Genomic DNA, 21,579 nt, shown 5'->3' on the forward strand with positions numbered 1-21,579 from the left:
TCTTGGCTCTCACCTAACGTTCGGCTAGCACTCGGCCAGTGTTGAGGATCGCTCCCTAGCGTCGAAGCGCAGCACAACTGCGCAACCGTCGACGAATTGGAGACACAATGTCATCTCACAGCCACGCAACAGCAGACCAGCTCGACACCATCCGCTCCATCATGAAGAGCACCCGAATTGCGATGCTGACCACGGTCGCCGCGAGCGGTGCTCTGCACAGCCACCCCATGACGGTTCAGCAGGCTGAGTTCGACGGCGACTGCTGGTTCCTTGCCTCCGACACCGCGGATGCCGTGCAGCAGCTTCAGGCCCACCCTCACGTGAACGTCTCCTACTCGGGCTCCTCGCAGTGGCTGTCGCTCGCCGGCACCGCCGAAGTCGTGCGCGACCAGGCGAAGAAGTCGGAGCTATGGGGTTCGTTCACCGATGTGTGGTTTGAGGGTGGCGAAACCGACCCCTCGGTCGTCTTGATTCACGTCAAGGGCGAATCGGCCCAGTATTGGGAGAGCCCAGGCAAGGTCGCGACTCTCGTCGGCGTCGTTGCCGCGAAGGTGACCGGAGACCAGCCTCAGACCGGATCCTCTGAGTCGGTCACGGTCTAACTCTTTCAAACGCACTTGCCAGGGACGAGGAACTGATGAAACGACTGCCCGTATTACGAAACGTTGATCGCCTCGAGGAGGCGACATCGCTTGATCCCGCCGTCGAAAAGACGCGGGGCGTCGTCGATGCAGTACTTCGCCCTCGGTGGTTGCGAGATGTACTTCATGGCGTGCCGATGGGGCACCCCGTGCATCCGCTCGGCGTGCATGTTCCGCTGGGAGCGTGGATCTCAGCCGGAGTGCTCGACGCCGTGCCAGGCACCGAACAAGCATCGCGTGCCCTGGTCGGAGTCGGAGTGCTGGGCGCGAGCGGCACGGCAGTCGCTGGCTTTGCCGATTGGTCGCAGCTCGACGAGAAGCAGCAGCGCGTGGGCATCGTGCATGCCGCGGTCAATATCGTGGCCACGGGTTTCTTCGCGGCATCCTTCGTGCAGCGCTCCCGCGGAAAGCACACGAGCGGCAAAGTGCTGAGCTATGCCGGGCTTGCGATTGCCTCGGGTGGCGGCTACCTCGGTGGGCACCTGACCTATCGGCAGGCCGCGGGCGTCAGTCACGCGCCGGATGTCGAAGCCACCTTCCCCAGCGGCTGGCAGCAGCTAGCGCCACTCACTGACTTGCCGGAAGGCGCTCTCGAGAAGCGCGTCGTTGCAGACACTGAAGTAGTGGTCTTCCGGCGGGGTGAGCGGGTCTCGGTGCTCTCCAACACGTGCAGCCATCTCGGGGCCGAGCTTCACGATGGCTACGTCGTCGAGGATGATTCCGCTCCGGGCGGCGCGTGTGTGGAATGCCCCTGGCATCAGAGTGCGTTCTCGCTCGATACAGGCGAGGTCATCCACGGACCGGCGACGAGTCCGCAGCCGCGCTTTGAGAGCCGCGTCGTCGACGGCACGGTCGAGATTCGGTTGCCGCGCTAGTCGAAGCGCAGGCCCTCCGGGCGCGAACTGCGCAGAGCGAGTCCCAGCACTATGAAGGCTCCGAGTGGGAACACCGCGAGGAATGCCCATCCGCCCGAGAGGTTTGAGTCGTGCAGGCGGCGTACGGCAATCGCGATCCCGGGGATTGCGGTGAGCAGTACCCAGCCTCCGACGATGAAGGAGAGAGAGACGAGCACCGTGGAGTCCGCCGTCATCTCTCCATTCCAACTCGCAATGCTCACCGTGGGATAGACAAAAGAGCCGAACGGGCCGAATGTGAGTTGATCACCCATCGGGCGACCCGCGACCAGAAGAGGCGCGACCACCTGAAGTGCGGTCACGATGATGATGTTCACGAGCATCCACCACCAGTATTCGCTGCGACTGGCGCGACCGCGCATCCGGAACGATCGATCGAAGAACCGGCGCATCGCCACGCGCATCGACGCTCCGGGCAGCGGGGCGCTCTTGGGGTCTAGGGTGAGCGCTGCCGCGGCGGTGGAGGTCATGCCCACAGCTTAGGTGAGCGGTTGTCGCTTTGAAAGGGGATCGGATGCCCCGGATGCCGAGGTCGGCGACGAGGGCGCGGGCGTCCCTGACGATGCGGCCATCTGAGTCGCGTGCTCAAGCAGCACATGCTTGAGCTGGTTCACCTGGTCGGTGAGTTCGGTCACTTCGCGACGAGTGGCAACGTGCGAGAGTTCATCTTGAGCCGCAACTCGTTCCACGATCCACGAGGCGAGCGTTGCCGTGACGACACCGAGTAGGGCGATACCGGCCACCATGACGCCGGCGGCGATGACGCGGCCGAGAGCGGTGGCGGGATAGATATCTCCATAGCCGACCGTGGTAATCGTGACGAAAGCCCACCAGATGCCGTCGCCCAGGTTGGTGATTTGGCTGCCCGTGATGCTGCGCTCGGTATCCAGAATCGCGAGCCCGGCCACAAACACGAGCAACAACGAGGAGCCAACCGCGTAGGTGAGCACCCCACCGCGCACCGCCGTTCCCGCCCGCCGTTGCAGCACATTCAGCAGGGTGACTAGACGCAGAAGACGCAGCGGGCGCAGCATCGGCAGCACAACGACAAAGAGATCGAAGATGTGCTTGCGGAACCAGAACCACCGGTGTTCAGCGAGAACAAGATTCACGGCGTAGTCGAACACGAAAACGACCCACGTCACGGCGATGATGATCTCAGCAATCAGCATCGGAACACCGTTGAGATTTGCGATCACTTCCCACGCATACGCAATCAAGAAAATCACTGCGGCAACGGTGAGGGGAATGTCCATGATCTGTTGCCAGCGCCGTTGAGTCATGCTGTCGAGCCTAGCGACCCGGCCCCGAACATTGCCCCGAGCCACTGCTAAGGGGAGCCTGTGCTGGCTGGCCGGATGCCGCGAACGAGAGTAGAACGAAGGTATGGCTACTTCTCGCTCCATCACGCTGGGCTCGGCGGTGCGCCGCTATCCGCTCGTTGCGCTCACGGTTGTGGCTGGCGTCGTGGGGCTGGCATTGAACTGGACTGCGGCATCCGCCGTTGTGCCCTGGCTGCTCTCGCTCTACGCGCTCGCGGTGGCGGCGCGCGAAGCGGTGTCGATGGTGGGCAAACTTCTGAAACGCGAGTTCGGGCTCGATGTACTGGCGGTCACCGCCATCGTCGCGACCGTTGTGGTGGGCGAGTACTGGGCAAGCATCGTGATCGTGCTGATGCTGACCGGTGGAGAAGCTCTCGAAGATTTCGCGGCGGGGCGGGCCAAGCGCGAGCTGAATGCGCTGCTGGGTCGCGTTCCGCAAACTGCGCATCAGGTGACGGCGTCCGGCGACATCGCTGACGTTCCCGCCACCGAGGTCGCCGTGGGGGATCGCCTCGTGGTGCGTCCCTCGGAGATCGTGCCGGTGGATGCCGTGCTGGTCTCTGCCGCGACATCCGTCGATGAATCGTCGCTCACGGGCGAGAGCATGCCCGTGGAAAAAGTGACCGGAGACCTCCTCTTGAGTGGGTCGGTGAATGGGCCAGAAGCTGTCACGGTGCAGGCGAGCGCCCGCGCATCCGACAGCCAATACCAACGCATCGTGCAGCTCGTCACCGAGGCGGCGGCGAGCAAGGCGCCCATCGTGCGGTTGGCCGATCGCTACGCCGTGCCCTTCACGTTCGTGTCGATTGGGCTCGCCGCAATCGCCTGGTGGATCTCGGGTGACCCCGTGCGCTTCGCCGAAGTTCTCGTGGTGGCGACGCCGTGTCCGCTGCTGATTGCGGCCCCGGTGGCGTTCATGGCGGGAATGTCGAGCGCCTCGACCTACGGCGTCGTCGTCAAGAACGCGGGCACTCTTGAGGTTCTTGCCCGCGCGAAAACTGTCGTGTTCGACAAGACCGGAACCCTCACGAGCGGGCGACCCGTGGTCGTCGAGGTGCGGCCCGAGGGCGCGCTCAGCGCCGACGAACTGCTGGCCTTGGTCGCTGCTGCCGAGCAGTATTCGTCTCACGTGCTCGCGGCATCCCTCGTTGAGGCGGCGAAGCAACGCTCGCTCGATCTGCCCGAGGTGGCGGATGCCCGCGAAGTCGCCACGCACGGCGTGCAGGCCCGCGTCGGGGCTCGGCTTGTGACGGTGGGCAAGCCCGCCTTCGTGGCGCAGCAGGCGCCCGCGCTGACTCGCATCGACCTCGCGAGCGGCGAGGCTGCGGTGTACGTGAGCGTCGATGATCAGTACGCCGGCGCTATTGTGCTGCGCGATGCGGTGCGGCCCGAAGCAGCGCGCACGCTCACGGAGTTGGGCGAGCTGGGCATCCAGAACACTCTGATGCTGACAGGCGATGTGGAAGAGACGGCGCGCAAGGTGGCCGACGAACTCCACATCAGCGAAGTGCACGCCGAGTGTCTTCCCGAAGACAAGGTGCGGCTCGTGCACGCGACCTCGCCGCATCCGGTGGTGATGGTCGGCGATGGCGTGAACGATGCGCCAGTGCTGGGAGCCGCCGACGTCGGCATCGCGATGGGCGCGAAAGGCTCAACGGCGGCGAGCGAATCGGCCGATGTCGTGATCCTGGTCGACGATCTGCACCGGGTCGTTTCCGCGGTGCAGGTCAGTCAGCGCACCGTGCAGATCGCGTTGCAGAGCATCTGGATCGGAATCGCCATCAGCATCGGGCTCATGCTCTTTGCCATGACGGGCGCGCTGCCCGCCGTGGTGGGCGCTGCGCTGCAAGAAGTGGTTGACCTCGTGACGATTCTCAACGCGTTGCGGGCGTTGAGCCTTAAGCGTCGTTTGCGCGGCTCACCACGTTCGACCGCGGAGCGCGTGCAGGCGCCGAGCTAGTAGCCCGAGAAATAGTCGGTGTGGATGCGGCGGGTGCCGTTTGCTCGCAACGTCGCCTTCAGGTCGTTGACGAGCGCGGGCGGGCCCGAAAGGTAAGCCCGGCGGTCGGCTAGATCGGGCACGAGTGCGGAGAGGGCGTCGCCGTTCAGGCGCCCCTCGCTGCCGAGAACCCAGCCTGCCGGAAGGGCGTCGGCGGGCTGCGGCCCGAACACGATGACGCGTACACCGGCCGCGGTGAGAACATCGGTGAAGGGCAGCGGTGCCGAGCTCGAGGTGGCGTAGATGACCACGATGTCACGCTCTTCGTCGTGACGGTGAGCGTGCGCGATCTGGCTCGCAAAGGGCGTCATGCCGATGCCGCCGGCGACGAGCAAGAGCGGCTCGCTCGTTTTGCGGGGGAGTACAAAGTCGCCCCAGATTCCCGTCGCGTTCACTTGAGAACCGCGCGGCAACGCCAAGAGGGCAGCCTTGAAGCTGCTGGAGTTTTCGGCGACCGTGAACGTCACCGTCAGGGTGGCCCCGGCATCCGGTGCTGACGAGATCGTGAAGTAGCGCCGCACTCCGCGGAAGTCCGGGGAGGAATGTGGGAGTGACAGCTCGATGTACTGGCCCGCCCGAAAGAGGATCGGGCGGTGCGGGGCAAAAGTGAGTTGCCACGTTCCGGGAGCGATCTCGTCGGTCTCGGTGAGCGACATCCGAATGGTGCGGCGCTGGGTGAACGCGAAGGCGACGAGGTTACCGATGAGCAGCGCCAGCAACGGGTCGCTGTAGAAGTTGCCGATCGAGAACGGGATGGCGAAGAGCAGGGCGACGAGCACCGCGAGGCTGAGGCGTTGCCAGCGTCGCGGCGGCAAAGTGAGTGGTTCGCTCAGCATGAAGCCGGCGAAGAAGATCATCTGAGATGACAAGAACGTGAAGCTGAGTGCCTCGGTCAGGTCGCCACCGTTAGCGAGCGTAAGCGCAATGCGGATGCCGGCCGCGAATACCACGAACGTGAGCCCGAGATCGAGGCGTTGCGTGCGGTACAGGATGAGGAATGCAGCGATCAGAACGAGCGGCTGCAGCCACGGGGTTCCGACCCACCACGTCGGAAAACCGAGTGGCACAAAGATGAACACGTACGCGCCCAGTGCCGCCGGGTTGAAGATATGGCGCCCACGGAATGCAAGGAGAAACTTGGATGCCGCGGCGATAGTCGAGGCCAGCGCAATGGCGAGGAGCCCAGTCAGTTGCAGGCTCGGCGCCATGATGAAGAACACGAGCAGACCCGTGATGAGCGACGATTCGAGGTGTGCTCGCTGACCAACGATGCGGGCTCCGAGCCAACTGGCGCCGTAGCTAAACGCGACCGCGACCGGCAAACTGGCAAGCAGCGCGAAGGGGTCAGGCGAGACGAGGCCGACGAACGCGAGCGCTATCGACACGACAGCGAGTGCGGCGAGACTGCCGAGCACCAGCTTGTACATGGCGACGGCGCCGAGGGTTCGATCGAGCCAACGTTTCATAGAAATACTTCTCCGGTGAGGTGTGCCGAGTGCTCCACTCGGCCGGTGGCGTGCATCCGCACCCACTGAAAGTCGAACTCGGCTTCGAGCTCCGCAGGTTCGGCAAAGAACAGTGCGGTGGCGAGGCCGTCGGCCTCGAGGGCAGTGCGGGCGATGGCCCACGTCGCGATGATGCGGTCGGTGGGCAGTCCGGTGCGAGCATCCAGAATATGGTGCAGCCCGGCCCACGCTCGGCGGTTGGGGGCAGAGGCGCAGATCGCTTCGTTGCTCACCTTCACCACGCCGATCGCTTTGCTGGTGTCGAGCGGATGCTCCAGCGCGACCCGTAGTTCGCCAGCGCCGCGGTGCAGAATGTCTCCGCTCGCATCCACCGTGCTGGTTGTGACTCCGTGCTCGGCGAGCACCTCCGCCACGAGATCGACGAGGTAGCCCTTGCCCGCGGCGCCCACGTCGAGCACTGCCGGGGTGAGTGCGGTGAGCGCACTGCCGTTCCAGCTGATGGCTTCGCTCCAGTCGGGAACGCGCGTGCGGCTGGCAGCGGGCTGCAGCGAGTAGGTGCGGTCGTAGCCGAGCTCTTCCAGAGCGCGGCCCACGAGCGGACTGAGCGCTCCGTTCGTCGCGTCGTAAAGTCGGCGGTAAAGGTCAAACAGCGGGGGAGCATCCGCCGGAAAAGTGTAGGTGCCGGGCGTGCGTGCGATCGCGGTGACGAGGGAGTCGTCGCGAAACCGCGAGTAGGTACGGTCGAACAGCTCGATTCGGTGCGCTACGGCAGCCTCTACGTCAGAGCCGAGGGGCTCCGCAGTGTCGATCTGCCAGGGCGCACCGATGGCATCAAACTGTTTACTCGGCGAGGGCATCAGCCTTGATCGCGTCGACAGCCTTGTTGAAGCCACCGCTCGTGAGCGAGGAACCGGCTACCTTGTCGACGGAAAGCTCGTCGATGTTCTTACCCACGACTTCGTCGGCAATTCCGTCGATGAACTCGCCCTGAAACTGGATCGAGTTGGGGTTCTCGCCGTAGCCGACGACCGTGACGTCGGTGACGGTGTTGCTCTCGAGGGTGAGCGTGACATCCACCTTCTCGGCGCCGTTGGGAGAGGTGTAGTCGCCCGACTCCGTGTAGGTGCCATCGGTGTAGTCGGCGCCGGCGTCGGGGGCATTCACATCGGCGGTTCCGCTGTCCGTGCCGGTGCTGGGCGACGAGCAGGCGGAAAGTGCACCCACGAGGGTGACACCGGCAAAGAGGGCTACGGCAGTCTTGTTGTCGGTGAGGTTACGCATGGGGCTCCCAGAGGTTGGCGAGTGTTCAGTATGCCCGAGCAACCCTGACGAGAAGCTGGAATCTCAGGGCTTTCAGTGCTCTCAGCGACGATTGCCAGACGCTAGTCGTTGCGCGAGCTGGTGTCGTCGGTGTCGAGAGGATCGCGGGTCGTCGGAACGCTCGTGGGCTGCGCGGTGTCGTCTGCGTCAGCAGCGGAACCGTCGGAGGCGGGGTCGTCCGAACTCTCTTCGGTGGCATCCGCAGTTGCAGAGGGATCGTCGGCCCCTTCTGTCTCAGCCCCTTCTGTCTCAGAGTCGTCGAATTCGGGCGCCGCATCAATGGCCTGCTCCAGTTCGTCGACGAGCAGCGAATTGGGTGCGATGATTCCGCCTCGGTAGCCGGCGCGAGCGATCATGTGAGCGGAAACGGGCGCGGTGATCATCTGGAAGATCAGGAGAAAGAGCAACAGCAGAATCGTCGAGAGCTGACGGTTCTGCAGGGCGATGGCTAAGAGCACGAACGTGAGGCCCAGAATCTGGGGTTTGGTGGTGGCGTGCAGTCGCGCGATCGCATCGGGAAAGCGTAAGAGCCCCACCCCGGCCGCGGCCGAGAGGAAGCCGCCGAGCAGAAGGAAAATGCCAGTGAGAACGTCGAGGATCGTGTCGAGGGTCATGAGTTGGTCCTCCGCGACACGTAGCGCGCGACCACGACAGAACCGAGAAATGCGGTGGTGGCAAGCACGAGCATCGCCGGCAGGCTGCGGGTGTGACCGTTATAAACCATCTCCGCGCCGAGCGCACAAATGATTGTCGTGAGCAGCATGTCTGAGGCGATCATGCGGTCAAGAATCGAGGGGCCGCGGATGATGCGGTAGAGCGCCAGAAGGGCCGCGAAGAGCAGCATCAGCCCGACGGCGATGAAGACCCATTCGTTCATCGGGTGGCCTCCGTCTCGTGAATGCGGGCAAGGTCATCTTTCGACCCGATGGCGCGAACGATGCGCGCTTCAACGACGAGCACCTTGGTGCGCATCGCTTCAACATCGGCGGCGGTAGTCGTATCGAAAGTGTGGAAGTACAGGATGGCGCGCTCGCGGTCGACTTCAACGACGATCGATCCGGGAACCAATGACATCGCAATCGCGTCCAACGTCATGACGAAGTCAGAACGCGTGCGTAGTTGAACGGCGATAACGGATGATGTGGGAATCGGTCGCGGGTTGAGCGCTTGGAAGGCGACCGTGAACGATGCCACCGTGACATCCACAATGAAGTGCGCAAGAAAGACGAGCGAGTACCAGACGTTCAGTCGCCCCGAGATATCGGCCGGGGGCAGGTAGAGCACGCGAGTGACCAGAATCGCGACGATGAAACCGGTCAGGATGTTCAGCCAGGAGAACTGCCCCCAGAGAACGGCCCACAGCACCACGAGACCGAGCAGCAGTGGTAGTTGCTGCCAGACTCGGCCGCGTACTTCGGAGCGCGATGCTCGGTGTTCGGTCACGGGTTGGTTCACGGCGGACGTAGTGGACGCTGCCGCGGAAGTGGGCTGGCTGTCGTGGGCGCTCATTCGAGACCTCCCGGGAAGACAGTGTTCACGTAGTACGCCGGGCCGTCAATGTTCTCGCCGGCATTCGCGCTCAGGTCGAAGAGCGGAGTCGCGAACACGGTGAGCGCAACGCTCACGGCAACCATCGCTACCGTCGCGCCGACCATGATGCGCGGCGTCGTGCGTACGGACTCGACCGTGGCAGAGCTGCTGTTTTCGGAGGACATCGCGAGCGGGTTTTCGTAGTCGGCGACCTCTTCGGCGTCACGCCAGAAGATCATGCTCCAGGCGCGAGCGAGGGCATACAGCGTGAGTAGCGATACGGCTGCACCACAGCCGATGAGCACCCACGCGAGCGTGGAGCCGTTGTTGGCGCCTGCCTCGAACAGGGCGAGCTTGCCGAGGAATCCGGAGAACGGAGGGATGCCACCGAGGTTCAGCAGAGGGATGAAGAACAGCACCGCTATGAGGGGACTGGCCTTGAGCATCCCACCCAGTTTGTTGATGCCGGTCGTGCCGCCCTGGCGTTCCACGAGCCCGGTGGCCAAGAACAGGGTCGTCTGCACGGTGATGTGGTGGACGATGTAATACGTTGCTGCCGCGAGCCCCGCCGCGGTATCGATGCCGATGCCGAACAGCATGTAGCCAATGTGGCTGATGAGCGTGAACGACAGCAGTCGCTTGATGTCGGACTGCGCTACCGCTCCCAGGATTCCGACCACCATAGTGAGCGCGGCCACAATCAGCAGCACAGTGTTGAGTTCGCCATCCGGGAAGATGATCATTTCGGTGCGGATGATCGCGTAGACACCAACTTTGGTGAGCAACCCGGCGAAGACGGCCGTGACGGGTGCTGGCGCCATCGGGTAGGAGTCAGGTAGCCAGAAGGAGAGCGGGAAGACGGCAGCCTTGATGCCGAATCCGATGAGCAACATGACGTGCAGCGTGAGTTGAACGTCGGCGGGAAGCTCGGCGAGGCGCACCGTGAGCTGAGCAATGTTGACGGTGCCGGTTGCGCCATAGATCATGGCGATCGCCGCGAGGAAAATGGCGGATGACACCAAACTGACGACGATGTACACCGTGCCCGCGCGGATGCGGGGTTCGGTGCCGCCCAGCGTGATCAGCACGTAGCTGGCCACGAGAAGAATCTCGAAGCTGACATAGAGGTTGAACAGGTCACCCGCGACGAAAGCGTTGAACACACCGGTCGCCAAGATCAAGTAGGTCGGGTAGTAGATCGAGACGGGGGTTTCTCGGTCGCCATCGGCGAGGCCTTGGCCCACCGAGAATACGAGAACGGCCAACAGTACGGCTGCGGACACCACGATCATGAGCGCCGAGAGTCGATCGACTACGAGCACGATGCCATAGGGCGCGGGCCAGCCGCCGACCTCGACCGCAATCGCACCGTTGGTATCGACAGCGACGAGCAGCGCGGCACCAATCGCGAGAACAGCGGTGAGCACGCCCACGGTGATGAGCGTTTGCACCCGGGGGCGCTTGGCTTGAGTCAGCGCTGCTGCTGCACCGAGCAAGGGCAGGAGAACTACGAGAGTGGTGAGGGCGCTCATGCGTCTCCCTCCTTCTTGTCGAGTTCCTGTTGTCGGCGTTCGGCAGCGAGGCTCTCTTGCTCTTCGCGTTCCTCTTGTTTTTCGAGGTCGACTGCGGTGGAGATAGCGGCGGCCGCGCGAGTACCGAATTCGGTGTCATCCCCATCAACCGGGCGGTCGGTCGTGACCGAGGTGCGGCGCCGGCCCATTGCGAGGTCTTCCGTATCGTCATAGACCACGTCGGCATTGGCCAAGCGCCACGAGCGGTAGATCAGGGCAAGCAAGAACGCGGAGACGCCGAACGTGATCACGATCGCTGTCAGGATGAACGCCTGCGGCAAGGGATCGGCGGTAGCGGCATCCTCACCATAGAACGCAGCGGCGCCGGAGGGGCCCGACACGATGAGGATTAGAAGGTTCGTCGCGTTGCCCACGAGCAAGAAGCCCAACAGCACGCGGGTCATGCTGCGCTCAAGGAGCAGGTAGACGCCGACTGAGTAGAGCACGACCATGATGATCACGAGGGTAAGAGAGGCGTTCATATGGTGCTTCCGCTCTCGAGAGATTCAGAGGACTCTTCGCGCTGACGATCGATCTCGGCGCCCAAGCTGCGGAGGACATCGAGCACCATTCCGATGACCACGAGGTACACCCCGATGTCGAAAATGGTGGAGGTGGAGAACTCAACGTGGCCGAGGAGGGGGATGGTCGTTTCGAAGAACGTGGAGGTGAGAGCATCCGCCCCCAGCAGCAGCGGTACGGTCGCAGTGCCGGCGGCGAGCACGAGACCGACACCCAGGATGCGCCCGGCGTCGAAGGGAGCGGCGGCGCCGAGTTCGTAGCGTCCGCCAGCAAGGTAGCGACCGGCCAGAGCGAGACCCGCAACGAGCCCCGCAGCGAAACCGCCGCCGGGGAGGTTGTGGCCGGCGAACAAGAGATAGAGCGAAAGCACGATCAGCGGGTGGAAGAGCAAGCGAATGACAACTTCGAGCAAGATCGACCGGTTTTCGGGAGCCAGCTTGCGCCCCGCGAGCAACCACGCGTTGCGAGTGGAGGGGTCTTGAACGCCCGGCACGTACTCGGACGAGACGATCTCGCGCGACGGCTTGAGGCGCGCGCGGATCGTTCCGCGGGCACGGGCCTCTGAGACGCGCGGCAGGTTGTCGGTGCGGCTGCGCAAGAACACGAGGCTCGCAACACCGGTTGCGGCGGCGACGATCACGGAGAGCTCACCGAGAGTGTCCCAGCCGCGGATGTCGACGAGCACAACGTTCACGACGTTGCGACCGTGACCAATCTCGTACGCGAGGTCGGGCAGCGACGCCGAGATGGGGTCGGCGCTTCGGGCGCCGAGCGCGACGATGGCGACGATGCCCATGAGCAGCCCCACCGAGAGGCCAACGGCAGCACGCAGCACGCGGCGTGAACTGCCGTGGGCCTTGCCGAGGCGAGCGGGCAGACGACGAAGCACCAACACGAAGGCGATGAGGGTGACGGTCTCGACCAGAACTTGAGTGAGGGCGATATCGGGCGCACCGTGGAACGCGAAGAGCGCCGCCATTCCGTAGCCAACGACGCCGACGAGAACCGCCGCTTGGAAGCGCTTCTTGGCCGCTACAAGTGCGAGCGCGGCCACGATCATGACGGCACCGATCGCGAGTTGGCCGGCACTATCGAAGAGTCGGATGGAGTCGGGCCAGCTGCGATTGAGCGCGAGCGTGCTGCCTACCGAACCCACCATCACGAGCAGGATCACGGTGAGGTAGAAGGGCAGCGAACCACGCTGCGTGGTCGCCGTCACCCGCAACGCGACGCGGTCGAGCGTGCGCAACGTGGAGCGATACAACTTGTTCGAATCGACGATCGCCGGCACGAGCGACTGCAGCGCGAAGACCTGCGTGCGAGCCCAGAACAGCGCCAGACCGATGAGCAGCGTGGCGGCAGAGATGAAGAACGCGGCATCAAACCCGTGCCAGAGCTTGAGCGAGTAGTCGTATCCCTCGGAGACGAATTGCGTTGAATAGCCCTCGAGCACGGTTCCAACAGTGCCAAAGAATGGTGCGAGAACCAGGCTGCTGGCGGCGAGAATGGCGGGTGACGACAGGAACCACACGTTCTCATGTAGCGGCCGCACGGTTTCAACACCGTTCTTGCTCGCAAACGCGCCCCAGACGAAGCGGGCGCTGTAGACGACCGTGAGGGTGGAGCCGACGGCGACGCCGACGATGGCGATCCAGCCGAGCGCTGAGCCCGCGCTCGCGCTCTCGATGAAGCTCGCGAGCACCGACTCTTTGGCCACGAAGCCGGCGGTGAACGGGATGCCTGCCATGGATGCCGTGGCAATTACCGCAATAGTCGTGAGGAAGGGAGCTTCCCGGCCAAGCCCACTGAGCTTGGTGAGGTCACGGGTTCCGACGCGGTGGTCGATGAGGCCAACGACCAAGAACAACGCCGCCTTGAAGAGGGCGTGGGCAAGAAGCAACGCGACTCCGGCAAGAGCCGCGGTACGCGTGCCAAAACTCACGACCGTGAGCAAGAACCCGAGCTGACTGACGGTGCCATAGGCAAGCAGAAGTTTGAGGTCGACCTGCGTGAGCGCGCGCCATCCGCCCACCAGCATCGTGAACACACCCAAGCCGAGCAGCAACGGTTGCCAGCCCGGGGTCTGGGCAAAGCCGGGCGCGAGCCTGGCGATGAGGTAGATGCCGGCCTGCACCATCGCGGCCGCGTGCAGGTAGGCGCTCACGGGAGTGGGGGCGGCCATGGCGGAAGGCAGCCAGAACTGGAACGGAACGATCGCCGACTTGCTGAGCGCGCCGACGAGAATCAGCATGATCGCGATCGTGACTGCGGTGCCCTCGGGGGCGAGGTCGATGAGCCGCGCCAAGCTGGCAGTGCCGGTGCGCTCGGCGAGCATCACAAGACCGACCAGCATCACGAGGCCACCGGCGGTCGTGACGATCAGAGCCTGCATCGCAGCAATGCGACTCGCGAGTCGACCGGTGTTGTGGCCGATGAGCAGGAAGGAGAACACCGTCGTGGCTTCCCACAGGATGAAGAGCAAGTAGACGTTGTCGGCAATCACGAGGCCGTACATCGTGCCGGTGAAGGCGAGGAAGACCGCAGCGAAGCGACCAAGGCCCTCTTCGGAAGCGGCGAAGTACTTAATGCAGTAGAGCATCACGAGCGTGCCGACGCCGGTGACGACGAGAGCAAGCAGCCACGAAAGGGTGTCTACACGGAAGCTGAGATCGAGGTTCAGCTGCGAGATCCAGGGGATGCTCTCGGTCGGTGGGGTATCCGCGAGAACAGCGGGAGTCTGCAGCAGGGTGTAGATAAATGCCGCAGCAGGAATGAGAGCCGTGACAAAGAAGACACGAGTGTGCAGGCGACGCGTGAGCGCAGGGATCACCAAGGACACGAGCGCAAACGCTGCGAGCAGCACTATCACGGGGCTCTCCGCTTCGAGCTGGGGCTGGAACCTTGCGGATTCAGTGCAGTTCTCCCTTAGGGGTGCTCGATCTGGTGGTCGAGTGCTGCAGCACAGCCAAGGCGAATGGCGTTGCGACAGAATGGCGAGATGGTCGGTGTCTTCGTCACGAACATTCTACCGGACGGATATCTGGACAGCTCGTGAAGATTCGGCCCCGAATGTGTGGAGCGCTAAGACCACTTCGGCAATCTTCCCTCGATCGCGCCGGAGCGCTCTACAGTCGATGGCATGGCAGAAGTAGTTATCGTCGATTCACCAGAGGCGGCGGGCGAAGTCGCTGCCGACTTCATCGAAGCGCTCGTGCGTCAGACCCCGGATGCCGTACTCGGCCTAGCGACCGGGTCAACGCCCTTATCAACGTGGGCTGCGCTCGCGGCTCGAGACCTCGACCTCTCTGCTGTGCGGGGATTCGCTCTCGATGAATATATCGGATTGCCTGCCGGGCATCCCGAAAGCTACCGCTCGGTGATCACGCGCGAAGTTGTTGAACCGCTCGGGTTGACGCCCGAGCTGGTGCAGGTGCCGGCCGAGAGTGGGCCCATCGAAACGGCGGGGGATGACTATGAGCGCGCGATTGTCGCGGCCGGTGGCGTTGACCTGCAGATTCTCGGGATCGGCTCGACGGGGCACATCGGCTTCAACGAGCCCGGATCCTCGTTCGCCTCACTCACCCGCGTAAAGACCCTGACCCAGCAGACCCGGCTCGACAATGCGCGCTTCTTTGATTCGCCCGCCGACGTGCCCAAGCACTGCATCACGCAGGGACTCGGCACCATCCAACGTGCGGGGCACCTTGTCTTGCTCGCGTTCGGCGAAGCGAAGGCAGCCGCGCTCGCGGGCGCTGTCGAGGGGCCGGTCACGGCGAGCCTGCCGGGATCGGCAATTCAGTTGCACTCAACCGTCACGGTGATTGTGGACGAAGCTGCGGCATCCGAGCTGAAGTACGCCGACTACTACCGCTACTCCTGGGAGAACCGGCTTGACTGGGAACGGCTGCGCTGAGGCTCCCGGCTTGGCCAGCGGCGATGCCTTGTGTCGGTCCTCCGTGCCATCGTTAGCTCATGGCGAACTACGTAGCGCTGCTTCGAGGCATCAATGTGGGCGGTTCGAATGTGATCAGCATGGCGGCGCTGAAGGAGTGCTTCGCCGCTGCCGGCTTCGGAGACGTGTGCACCTACATCCAGAGCGGCAACGTGGTGTTCGCCTCAGAGGCGACGACTAGCGCCGAGCTCGAGGTCACGATCGAGCGGATGCTGCGCGAGCGCTTGGGTGCAGACATTCTCACTGTCGTGAGATCCCGCGACGAGTTCGCGGCGACGGTCGCGGCCGCTCCGAGCGATCACGGTTCCGCCGAGCTGCTGAGCGATGTGCTCTTTCTCAAGCGCCCTCTCACTGCAGCGGAAGCGCTCACTCTCGTGCCCGAACTCAACGAACAGGTTGACTCTGTCTCAGCAGGCCCAGACGCGCTCTACTTTTCGCGCACGGTCATCGACTCAGCGAAATCGCGCATCGACCGCCTGCGCGCTAATCGCCTCTCGAAGCGAATGACGGTGCGCAACTGGCGCACGACGCTGAAGCTGCGCGACTTGCTTGACGGGCCTAGCGGAAGATAATCGTGCGGGCCCCATCGAGCAGCACGCGATCTTCGGCGAACCACTTCACGGCCTGCGTGAGGGTGCGGCTTTCTTCGTCCTGACCGATCGACCTGAGTTCACTTGAGGTGCTCGCGTGATCCACGCGCACGACGTTCTGTTCGATGATCGGGCCCTCGTCGAGGTCACTCGTCACGAAGTGCGCGGTAGCCCCGATGAGCTTCACGCCACGCGCGTGAGCCTGCTTGTAGGGGTTCGCGCCCTTGAAGCCGGGCAAGAAGGAGTGGTGGATGTTGATGATCTTGCCGCTCAACTGTTCGCACAGTTCGGGGGAGAGAATCTGCATGTAGCGGGCAAGCACAACGAGCTCGATATCGTGCTCTTCGACAACTTCGAGGATGCGCTCTTCGAAAGCTAACTTTTGGCCGGGCGTCGTGACCGCGTGCGACTCGAACGGCACCTCATAAAACTCGGCAAGCGAGCCCAAATCGGGGTGGTTGCTCATGATGAGCGGCATCTCGATTGGTAGCTGGCCAGCACGCTGGCGGTAGAGAAGGTCGTTGACGCAGTGTCCGGCCTTGGATGCCAACACGAGGGTGCGCAGCGGGCGCCCCACAACGTCGAGTTGCCATTCCATTGCGTACCGCTCGGTCACGGGAGCGAGGGCTTGCTCGAAGACTTCGCGCGGAGCATCCGACTCCACTTGAAGGCGCATGAAGAAGCGCCCCGTGTCGTCGCTGGAGAACTGTTGCGACTCGGTGATGTTGCCGCCGGCCTCAACGATGGCGCCACTGATGGCGTGAACGATGCCGGGCTTGTCATCACACGTGAGGGTTACGATCCAGTGCATTGAGGTGGTCACTGATTTAGCGTACCGGTGCTGACGGTAGAGTTAGTCAAACATGAGCACGCCACACACTTCTGCGCCCACCTCCTCTCAGGCTTTTCCGTGGGCGGGCCTCTTCACTCTTTCCGCGCTGATCTTCACCTCGGTCACGAGCGAATGGTTGCCCACCGGGTTGCTGCCGGAGATCGCCGCTGAGCTTTCCGTCTCGGAGTCGCAGGTGGGGTTGCTCATCACGATCTTCGCCGCGACTGTCGTTATCTCTACGGCTCCGCTCGCCGCGCTCACGCGTAACCAGCCCCGCAAGAAGCTCGTCATCATCGTGCTCGTCGTCTTTGTGATCGGCAACCTGCTTGCTGCCGTGGCGCCCAACTATGCGGTGCTCGTGATTGCCCGCATCATCGGTGGGCTGTCACACGGACTGTTCTGGGCCGTGGTCGGTGCCTACTCGGCTCACCTCGTTCCCCCTCACCAGGTTGGCCGCGCCGTTGCCGTCACGAGTGCGGGCGCGACTGCCGCCTTCGTACTCGGAGTGCCCGTGGGTACCGCTCTCGGTCACGCCCTCGGCTGGCGCCTGGCCTTCGTGGTTATCGCGATCATCATCGCGGCCCTCACGATCATGGTCGTGCGGATTCTGCCGCCGGTTGATCACCAGCAGCCCCTCGCCACCGGCGAGATCTCGATCCCGCTGCGCAAAGACCGGTCCGTTCCCGGCGTCATTTACGTGTGCATCTTGGTTGCTCTCGTGATGCTCGGCCACAACCTCTTCTATACCTACATCGTTCCGTACCTGATCGGCCCGGCCGGAATCGACACCGGTGCCGTCGCCGGCGTACTGCTGATCTTCGGTGCCGCTGGTGCACTCGGTCTCGCGCTCGCGGGCCTCTTGGTCGACCGCTTCCCGCGCAGCATCATCCCCGTCACCGTCGCCCTCGTCGCTATCTGCGCCGTGCTGCTCGCCCTGTTCCCCGCCGAGCCCGCCATCATGTTCACCGTCATCGTCGTCTGGGGAACCGCCTTTGGTGGCGTTCCCGCGATGATGCAAACACGACTCTTGCAGCTGGCCTCCCCGCGTATGCGCGACGTCGGCTCGGCTTACCTCACGACCTCGTTCAACATCGGTATCGGTGGCGGTGCGCTCGTGGGTGGCATCCTGCTCGACAACTACGGGGTCATCTCGTTGCCCTACGTTGACGCCGCCATTCTGGGCGTTGCCGTGGTCTTCGCGATCATCGGCGGCGAACTGCTCAGGCGTCGAGCTGCTCGGACTGCGGCAATTCGCGACCAGCAGCCCACACCGCCCGCACCCTAAAGTCGGCGTCGAGCAACACGGCATCAGCGGCGAATCCGGGAGCAAGCGAGCCCAGGTCGCTCTCGCGCCCAATGGCCCGGGCAGGAACAACGGTGGCCGCGGCAACGGCCTGCGGCACGCTCAAGCCCACTTCGGTGATGGCACGGCGCGCCGCGGCATCCATTGTGAGGGTCGACCCAGCGATCGAGCCGTTGTCGCTGAGGCGGGCGACGCCGTCGGTCACGGTGACGTCGAGCGACCCTAGCTCGTAGTGGCCATCGCCAGCGCAGGCTGCAGCCATGGCATCGGTTACGAGCGCGATGCGGCCGGGCGCCGAAGCGAACAGCATTTTGACGACATCCGGATGCACGTGAACGCCGTCGTTGATGACTTCGAGCGTGACGCCGGGGGAGTGGAACGCGGCTGCTACCGGGCCAGGGGCGCGGTGGTGGATCTCGCGCATCGCGTTGAAAGCATGCGTCAGAATGCTCGCGCCGGCGTCGAACGCCGCCCGGGTCTCGGCGTAGGTGGCGGCGGTGTGCCCTACGGCCACGCGAACTCCAGCAGCCACGAAGGTGGTGATGGCCTCGGTGCCACCGGGTAGTTCCGGCGCAAGGGTGATCTGGCGCAGCGTGCCGTTGGCGGCCGCGAGGAGGTGGTCGATTTCGGCAGCGGACGGCGATCGCAGAATGGCGGGGTCATGAGCGCCGCGGAACTCCTGATCGATGAAGGGTCCCTCAAGGTGGCTGCCCAGAATTAGGGGATCGTGCTGAGCCAGTTCTGCCACCGTTGCAAGATTCGTCAGTAGCTTCTCGGGTGAGGCGCTGATGAGAGAGATGACGGAGCGCGTCGTGCCATGGCGGCGGTGCGCATCAAGCGCCTGAGCGATAGCAGCGGGGCCATCGTCGAAGGCCGCTCCTGCCGCTCCATGCGAGTGGATGTCGATGAAACCCGGAGCGAGATAGTCGCCGCCAGCGTCGACAACGTCAGTCGCGGCATCCGCTCGCGAACGCCACGAGTCGCCCGTGCCGGTGGCTGCCACCGTTGCTCCGTCGAAGCCAACCCACGCATCCTGCTGTGAAACACCATCGCTCACGAGGTTCGCGGAGTGAATCAGGCGGGTAAACATGGGGTCCGTTCGAGGGGATGGGAGCGCTCTACCGCGCACGTCTCGCGCCGCTGGTGTAGTCCAAAGTCTGACAGAAACAGCGGGATTTTCAAGGGTGCTTTAGACCACTTAGGGTGCAGACCTTCTTCCGCCCCGGCGGAAAGTTGTAGGGCATCCACTGCGCGACTCCAGCCTTCAGGCGGTATCTTGGGAGTATCCACCACCTGTCGCAAGGAGATCATCTGTGTCCTCGTTCCTTTCGCCTCTTTCTGAGGTAGACCCCGAGATCGCTGCGGTGCTCGCTCAAGAGCTCGACCGCCAGCGCAATACGCTTGAGATGATCGCGAGTGAGAACTTTGTTCCGCGCGCTGTTCTCGAGGCGCAGGGCTCGGTTCTCACCAACAAGTACGCCGAGGGTTACCCGGGGCGTCGCTACTACGGTGGATGCGAATTCGTTGACGTTGCAGAGAAGCTCGCTATCGAGCGCGCCAAGAGCCTGTTCGGCTCGGCGTACGCCAACGTTCAGCCTCACTCGGGAGCCTCGGCTAACGCTGCAGTGCTGTCGGCTATCGCTCAGCCCGGCGACCGCATCCTCGGCCTCTCGCTCGACCACGGTGGACACCTCACGCACGGCATGCGTTTGAACTTCTCGGGCAAGCTCTACGAAGCTCACGCGTACGGGGTGAACGAAGAGACCGGCGTTCTTGACATGGCGGATGTTCGTGCCAAGGCCCTCGAGGTCAAGCCTCACGTCATCATCGCTGGCTGGTCGGCGTACACCCGCCAGCTCGACTTCGCCGAGTTCCGCTCGATCGCTGACGAGGTCGGAGCCGTGCTCTGGGTTGACATGGCGCACTTCGCCGGACTCGTTGCCGCAGGCCTGCACCCCAACCCCGTTCCCTTTGCGGATGTCGTGTCGTCGACCGTTCACAAGACCATCGGTGGTCCTCGCTCGGGCTTCATCCTCACCAACAACGTTGACATCGCTAAGAAGATCAACTCCAACGTGTTCCCCGGTCAACAGGGTGGACCACTCATGCACGTGATCGCCGCCAAGGCGACCGCGTTCATGCTCGCGGCATCCGACGACTTCAAGGACCGCCAGGAGCGCACCCTTCGTGGCGCCAAGCTTCTCGCTGAGCGTCTTGTTCAAGACGACATGACCTCGCTCGGCGTAGACGTTCTCACGGGTGGCACCGACGTGCACCTCGTGCTCGTTGACCTGCGCAAGTCGGAGATCAACGGTCAAGAGGGTGAAGATCTGCTGCACTCTGTGGGTATCACTGTGAACCGCAACTCGGTTCCCGCTGACCCGCGCCCGCCCATGACCACCTCGGGGCTCCGCATCGGTACGCCGGCGCTCGCCACTCGTGGTTTCGGCGATGTTGAATTCACCGAGGTTGCCGACATCATCGCCGAGGCCCTCAAGCCCGGTGCCGACACGGCCGCGCTCAGCGCCCGCGTTCGCGCGCTCGCCGACGCCTTCCCGCTCTACGAAGGTCTCGAAAGCCCCGGTAGCTGGGCCTAAAGAACCCAGAACCGGGCTGAAACAGCCTGAAGCTCAAGAGCCCATCACCGTGTGAACACGGAGGTGGGCTCTTTAGCGTTTAATGGAGATGGCAGTTGTGTAGGTGGCCGATCAGCGCATGGGCCCGATTCGAACGGAAAACGATGACCGCAGTAAAGCTTGATGGTGTCGCTACGGCCACCGCCGTAAAGAACGAACTGCGCGAGCGCGTGGATGCCCTGAAGGCTCGCGGCATCACTCCGGGGCTCGGCACCCTTCTCGTGGGCGATGACCCCGGAAGTCGTTCCTACGTAGCAGGCAAGCACCGTGACTGCGCCGAAGTGGGCATTGAATCTATTCGGGTCGATCTGCCAGCCACGGCATCCGCAGACGATGTTCGGGATGCCATTGTGGCGTTGAACGAGAACCCTGCCGTTACCGGCTACATCATTCAGCTGCCGCTGCCGGCCGGTCTCGATGAGAACGCGATGCTCGAACTCATGGACCCCGCTAAAGATGCGGATGGCTTGCACCCCACCAACCTCGGCCGCCTCGTGCTGGGCGTGGGCACGAAGCTCGATTCGCCGCTGCCCTGCACCCCGGCCGGAATCGTCGAGATGCTGGAACGCTATGACGTTCCCATCGCAGGTAAGCACGTTGTTGTTGTCGGTCGCGGCCTGACGGTCGGTCGCCCGATCGGGCTGCTCCTCACGAATAAGGGACTGGATGCCACAGTCACCCTCACCCATTCCCGCACCACCCAGCTAGAGACTCACGTTCGCCAGGCAGACATCGTGGTTGCCGCTGTCGGCTCCGCCGCGCTGATTCGCCCCGAGTGGATCAAGCCGGGCGCTGCCGTGCTCGATGTCGGAATCACTCGCGTGATCGACGAGGCAACTGGCAAGGGCCGTCTCGTCGGAGACGTCGACCCCGCGGTTGCCGAGATTGCCGGTTACCTCTCGCCGATGCCCGGTGGCGTTGGCCCCATGACGCGCGCGATGCTCGTGAAGAACGTCGTCGACGCGGCCGAGCGGCTCTAAG

At 63.7% G+C, this 21,579-nt stretch carries 21 protein-coding genes; 8 read left to right on the top strand and 13 right to left on the bottom strand.

Annotated features, from left to right (window positions below):
* The first annotated feature begins 107 nt into the window (after positions 1-107).
* Complete coding sequence (locus tag CLV85_RS03975; RefSeq protein ID WP_100388289.1) at positions 108-602, top strand: pyridoxamine 5'-phosphate oxidase family protein; 495 nt, start codon at positions 108-110, stop codon at positions 600-602.
* Between the two features lie 35 nt (positions 603-637).
* A complete protein-coding gene (locus tag CLV85_RS03980) occupies positions 638-1,516 on the top strand; it encodes a Rieske (2Fe-2S) protein (protein ID WP_100388290.1) in 879 nt (292 codons plus the stop codon).
* Here the strand turns inward: CLV85_RS03980 and CLV85_RS03985 are convergent.
* Positions 1,513-2,025 carry a DUF805 domain-containing protein gene (locus CLV85_RS03985; RefSeq protein ID WP_100388291.1) on the bottom strand — a complete coding sequence of 171 codons (513 nt, stop codon included), beginning with the start codon at positions 2,023-2,025 and terminating at the stop codon, positions 1,513-1,515. The two genes, CLV85_RS03980 and CLV85_RS03985, sit on opposite strands and share 4 nt — an antisense overlap.
* Before the next feature lie 9 nt (positions 2,026-2,034).
* Positions 2,035-2,838, bottom strand: coding sequence for a potassium channel family protein (locus CLV85_RS03990; protein WP_100388292.1), 804 nt, complete (start codon positions 2,836-2,838; stop codon positions 2,035-2,037).
* Positions 2,839-2,941: 103 nt separating this feature from the next.
* Here CLV85_RS03990 and CLV85_RS03995 point away from each other — a divergent pair, with 103 nt between their 5' ends.
* Positions 2,942-4,837 carry a heavy metal translocating P-type ATPase gene (locus tag CLV85_RS03995; protein ID WP_100388293.1) on the top strand — a complete coding sequence of 632 codons (1,896 nt, stop codon included), beginning with the start codon at positions 2,942-2,944 and terminating at the stop codon, positions 4,835-4,837.
* Here CLV85_RS03995 and CLV85_RS04000 read toward each other — a convergent pair.
* The 9 genes from CLV85_RS04000 to CLV85_RS04040 form a co-directional block, all read right to left on the bottom strand.
* On the bottom strand, positions 4,834-6,342 hold the full coding sequence (locus CLV85_RS04000; protein WP_100388294.1) for an FAD-dependent oxidoreductase: 1,509 nt from the start codon (positions 6,340-6,342) through the stop codon (positions 4,834-4,836). The two genes, CLV85_RS03995 and CLV85_RS04000, sit on opposite strands and share 4 nt — an antisense overlap.
* Positions 6,339-7,199 (bottom strand): FAD:protein FMN transferase, encoded by an 861-nt coding sequence (locus CLV85_RS04005; RefSeq protein ID WP_100388295.1) that lies wholly within the window; start codon positions 7,197-7,199, stop codon positions 6,339-6,341. Before CLV85_RS04005 ends, CLV85_RS04000 begins: the two co-directional genes overlap by 4 nt.
* Positions 7,183-7,623, bottom strand: coding sequence for an FMN-binding protein (locus CLV85_RS04010; protein WP_100388296.1), 441 nt, complete (start codon positions 7,621-7,623; stop codon positions 7,183-7,185). The genes CLV85_RS04005 and CLV85_RS04010 overlap by 17 nt, the downstream gene beginning before the upstream one ends.
* A 101-nt stretch (positions 7,624-7,724) precedes the next feature.
* On the bottom strand, positions 7,725-8,276 hold the full coding sequence (gene mnhG, locus CLV85_RS04015; RefSeq protein WP_100388297.1) for a monovalent cation/H(+) antiporter subunit G: 552 nt from the start codon (positions 8,274-8,276) through the stop codon (positions 7,725-7,727).
* Positions 8,273-8,539, bottom strand: coding sequence for an MrpF/PhaF family protein (locus tag CLV85_RS04020; RefSeq protein ID WP_100388298.1), 267 nt, complete (start codon positions 8,537-8,539; stop codon positions 8,273-8,275). Before CLV85_RS04020 ends, mnhG begins: the two co-directional genes overlap by 4 nt.
* Positions 8,536-9,171, bottom strand: a complete 636-nt coding sequence (locus CLV85_RS04025) for a Na+/H+ antiporter subunit E (RefSeq protein ID WP_100388299.1) — start codon at positions 9,169-9,171, stop codon at positions 8,536-8,538. Before CLV85_RS04025 ends, CLV85_RS04020 begins: the two co-directional genes overlap by 4 nt.
* Complete coding sequence (locus tag CLV85_RS04030) at positions 9,168-10,724, bottom strand: Na+/H+ antiporter subunit D (protein WP_100388300.1); 1,557 nt, start codon at positions 10,722-10,724, stop codon at positions 9,168-9,170. The genes CLV85_RS04025 and CLV85_RS04030 overlap by 4 nt, the downstream gene beginning before the upstream one ends.
* A complete protein-coding gene (locus CLV85_RS04035) occupies positions 10,721-11,245 on the bottom strand; it encodes a Na(+)/H(+) antiporter subunit C (protein WP_100388301.1) in 525 nt (174 codons plus the stop codon). The genes CLV85_RS04030 and CLV85_RS04035 overlap by 4 nt, the downstream gene beginning before the upstream one ends.
* A complete protein-coding gene (locus tag CLV85_RS04040; protein ID WP_100388302.1) occupies positions 11,242-14,154 on the bottom strand; it encodes a Na+/H+ antiporter subunit A in 2,913 nt (970 codons plus the stop codon). The genes CLV85_RS04035 and CLV85_RS04040 overlap by 4 nt, the downstream gene beginning before the upstream one ends.
* A 270-nt stretch (positions 14,155-14,424) precedes the next feature.
* Between CLV85_RS04040 and CLV85_RS04045 the strand changes: the two genes are divergently transcribed.
* Complete coding sequence (locus CLV85_RS04045) at positions 14,425-15,198, top strand: glucosamine-6-phosphate deaminase (protein ID WP_100388303.1); 774 nt, start codon at positions 14,425-14,427, stop codon at positions 15,196-15,198.
* Between the two features lie 59 nt (positions 15,199-15,257).
* The gene (locus CLV85_RS04050) at positions 15,258-15,809 is read left to right on the top strand and encodes a DUF1697 domain-containing protein (RefSeq protein ID WP_100388304.1); all 552 of its coding nucleotides are present in this window, start codon (positions 15,258-15,260) and stop codon (positions 15,807-15,809) included.
* Here the strand turns inward: CLV85_RS04050 and purU are convergent.
* The gene (purU, locus tag CLV85_RS04055) at positions 15,796-16,638 is read right to left on the bottom strand and encodes a formyltetrahydrofolate deformylase (RefSeq protein ID WP_189621887.1); all 843 of its coding nucleotides are present in this window, start codon (positions 16,636-16,638) and stop codon (positions 15,796-15,798) included. The two genes, CLV85_RS04050 and purU, sit on opposite strands and share 14 nt — an antisense overlap.
* A gap of 52 nt (positions 16,639-16,690) precedes the next feature.
* Here purU and CLV85_RS04060 point away from each other — a divergent pair, with 52 nt between their 5' ends.
* A complete protein-coding gene (locus tag CLV85_RS04060; RefSeq protein ID WP_100388306.1) occupies positions 16,691-17,944 on the top strand; it encodes an MFS transporter in 1,254 nt (417 codons plus the stop codon).
* Here the strand turns inward: CLV85_RS04060 and nagA are convergent.
* Entirely contained in the window at positions 17,880-19,052 is a 1,173-nt protein-coding gene (gene nagA, locus CLV85_RS04065; RefSeq protein WP_100388307.1) for an N-acetylglucosamine-6-phosphate deacetylase, read from the bottom strand. The two genes, CLV85_RS04060 and nagA, sit on opposite strands and share 65 nt — an antisense overlap.
* A gap of 223 nt (positions 19,053-19,275) precedes the next feature.
* Here nagA and glyA point away from each other — a divergent pair, with 223 nt between their 5' ends.
* Together glyA and CLV85_RS04075 are read left to right on the top strand one after the other, a co-directional pair.
* Positions 19,276-20,559, top strand: a complete 1,284-nt coding sequence (glyA, locus tag CLV85_RS04070) for a serine hydroxymethyltransferase (protein ID WP_100388308.1) — start codon at positions 19,276-19,278, stop codon at positions 20,557-20,559.
* Between the two features lie 143 nt (positions 20,560-20,702).
* Positions 20,703-21,578 (top strand): bifunctional methylenetetrahydrofolate dehydrogenase/methenyltetrahydrofolate cyclohydrolase, encoded by an 876-nt coding sequence (locus tag CLV85_RS04075; RefSeq protein WP_100388309.1) that lies wholly within the window; start codon positions 20,703-20,705, stop codon positions 21,576-21,578.
* Position 21,579: the final 1 nt, after the last annotated feature.

It is taken from the genome of Salinibacterium amurskyense, from assembly GCF_002797685.1.
GTDB lineage: Bacteria > Actinomycetota > Actinomycetes > Actinomycetales > Microbacteriaceae > Rhodoglobus > Rhodoglobus amurskyensis.

What these genes read in the sequence shown, in the direction of transcription:
- CLV85_RS03975 (WP_100388289.1), top strand. Translation starts at nt 108, where the DNA reads ATGTCATCTCACAGCCACGCAACAGCAGACCAGCTCGACACCATCCGC.
- CLV85_RS03980 (WP_100388290.1), top strand. Translation starts at nt 638, where the DNA reads ATGAAACGACTGCCCGTATTACGAAACGTTGATCGCCTCGAGGAGGCG.
- CLV85_RS03985 (WP_100388291.1), bottom strand. Translation starts at nt 2,025, where the DNA reads ATGACCTCCACCGCCGCGGCAGCGCTCACCCTAGACCCCAAGAGCGCC.
- CLV85_RS03990 (WP_100388292.1), bottom strand. Translation starts at nt 2,838, where the DNA reads ATGACTCAACGGCGCTGGCAACAGATCATGGACATTCCCCTCACCGTT.
- CLV85_RS03995 (WP_100388293.1), top strand. Translation starts at nt 2,942, where the DNA reads ATGGCTACTTCTCGCTCCATCACGCTGGGCTCGGCGGTGCGCCGCTAT.
- CLV85_RS04000 (WP_100388294.1), bottom strand. Translation starts at nt 6,342, where the DNA reads ATGAAACGTTGGCTCGATCGAACCCTCGGCGCCGTCGCCATGTACAAG.
- CLV85_RS04005 (WP_100388295.1), bottom strand. Translation starts at nt 7,199, where the DNA reads ATGCCCTCGCCGAGTAAACAGTTTGATGCCATCGGTGCGCCCTGGCAG.
- CLV85_RS04010 (WP_100388296.1), bottom strand. Translation starts at nt 7,623, where the DNA reads ATGCGTAACCTCACCGACAACAAGACTGCCGTAGCCCTCTTTGCCGGT.
- mnhG (WP_100388297.1), bottom strand. Translation starts at nt 8,276, where the DNA reads ATGACCCTCGACACGATCCTCGACGTTCTCACTGGCATTTTCCTTCTG.
- CLV85_RS04020 (WP_100388298.1), bottom strand. Translation starts at nt 8,539, where the DNA reads ATGAACGAATGGGTCTTCATCGCCGTCGGGCTGATGCTGCTCTTCGCG.
- CLV85_RS04025 (WP_100388299.1), bottom strand. Translation starts at nt 9,171, where the DNA reads ATGAGCGCCCACGACAGCCAGCCCACTTCCGCGGCAGCGTCCACTACG.
- CLV85_RS04030 (WP_100388300.1), bottom strand. Translation starts at nt 10,724, where the DNA reads ATGAGCGCCCTCACCACTCTCGTAGTTCTCCTGCCCTTGCTCGGTGCA.
- CLV85_RS04035 (WP_100388301.1), bottom strand. Translation starts at nt 11,245, where the DNA reads ATGAACGCCTCTCTTACCCTCGTGATCATCATGGTCGTGCTCTACTCA.
- CLV85_RS04045 (WP_100388303.1), top strand. Translation starts at nt 14,425, where the DNA reads ATGGCAGAAGTAGTTATCGTCGATTCACCAGAGGCGGCGGGCGAAGTC.
- CLV85_RS04050 (WP_100388304.1), top strand. Translation starts at nt 15,258, where the DNA reads ATGGCGAACTACGTAGCGCTGCTTCGAGGCATCAATGTGGGCGGTTCG.
- purU (WP_189621887.1), bottom strand. Translation starts at nt 16,638, where the DNA reads ATGCACTGGATCGTAACCCTCACGTGTGATGACAAGCCCGGCATCGTT.
- CLV85_RS04060 (WP_100388306.1), top strand. Translation starts at nt 16,691, where the DNA reads ATGAGCACGCCACACACTTCTGCGCCCACCTCCTCTCAGGCTTTTCCG.
- nagA (WP_100388307.1), bottom strand. Translation starts at nt 19,052, where the DNA reads ATGTTTACCCGCCTGATTCACTCCGCGAACCTCGTGAGCGATGGTGTT.
- CLV85_RS04075 (WP_100388309.1), top strand. Translation starts at nt 20,703, where the DNA reads ATGACCGCAGTAAAGCTTGATGGTGTCGCTACGGCCACCGCCGTAAAG.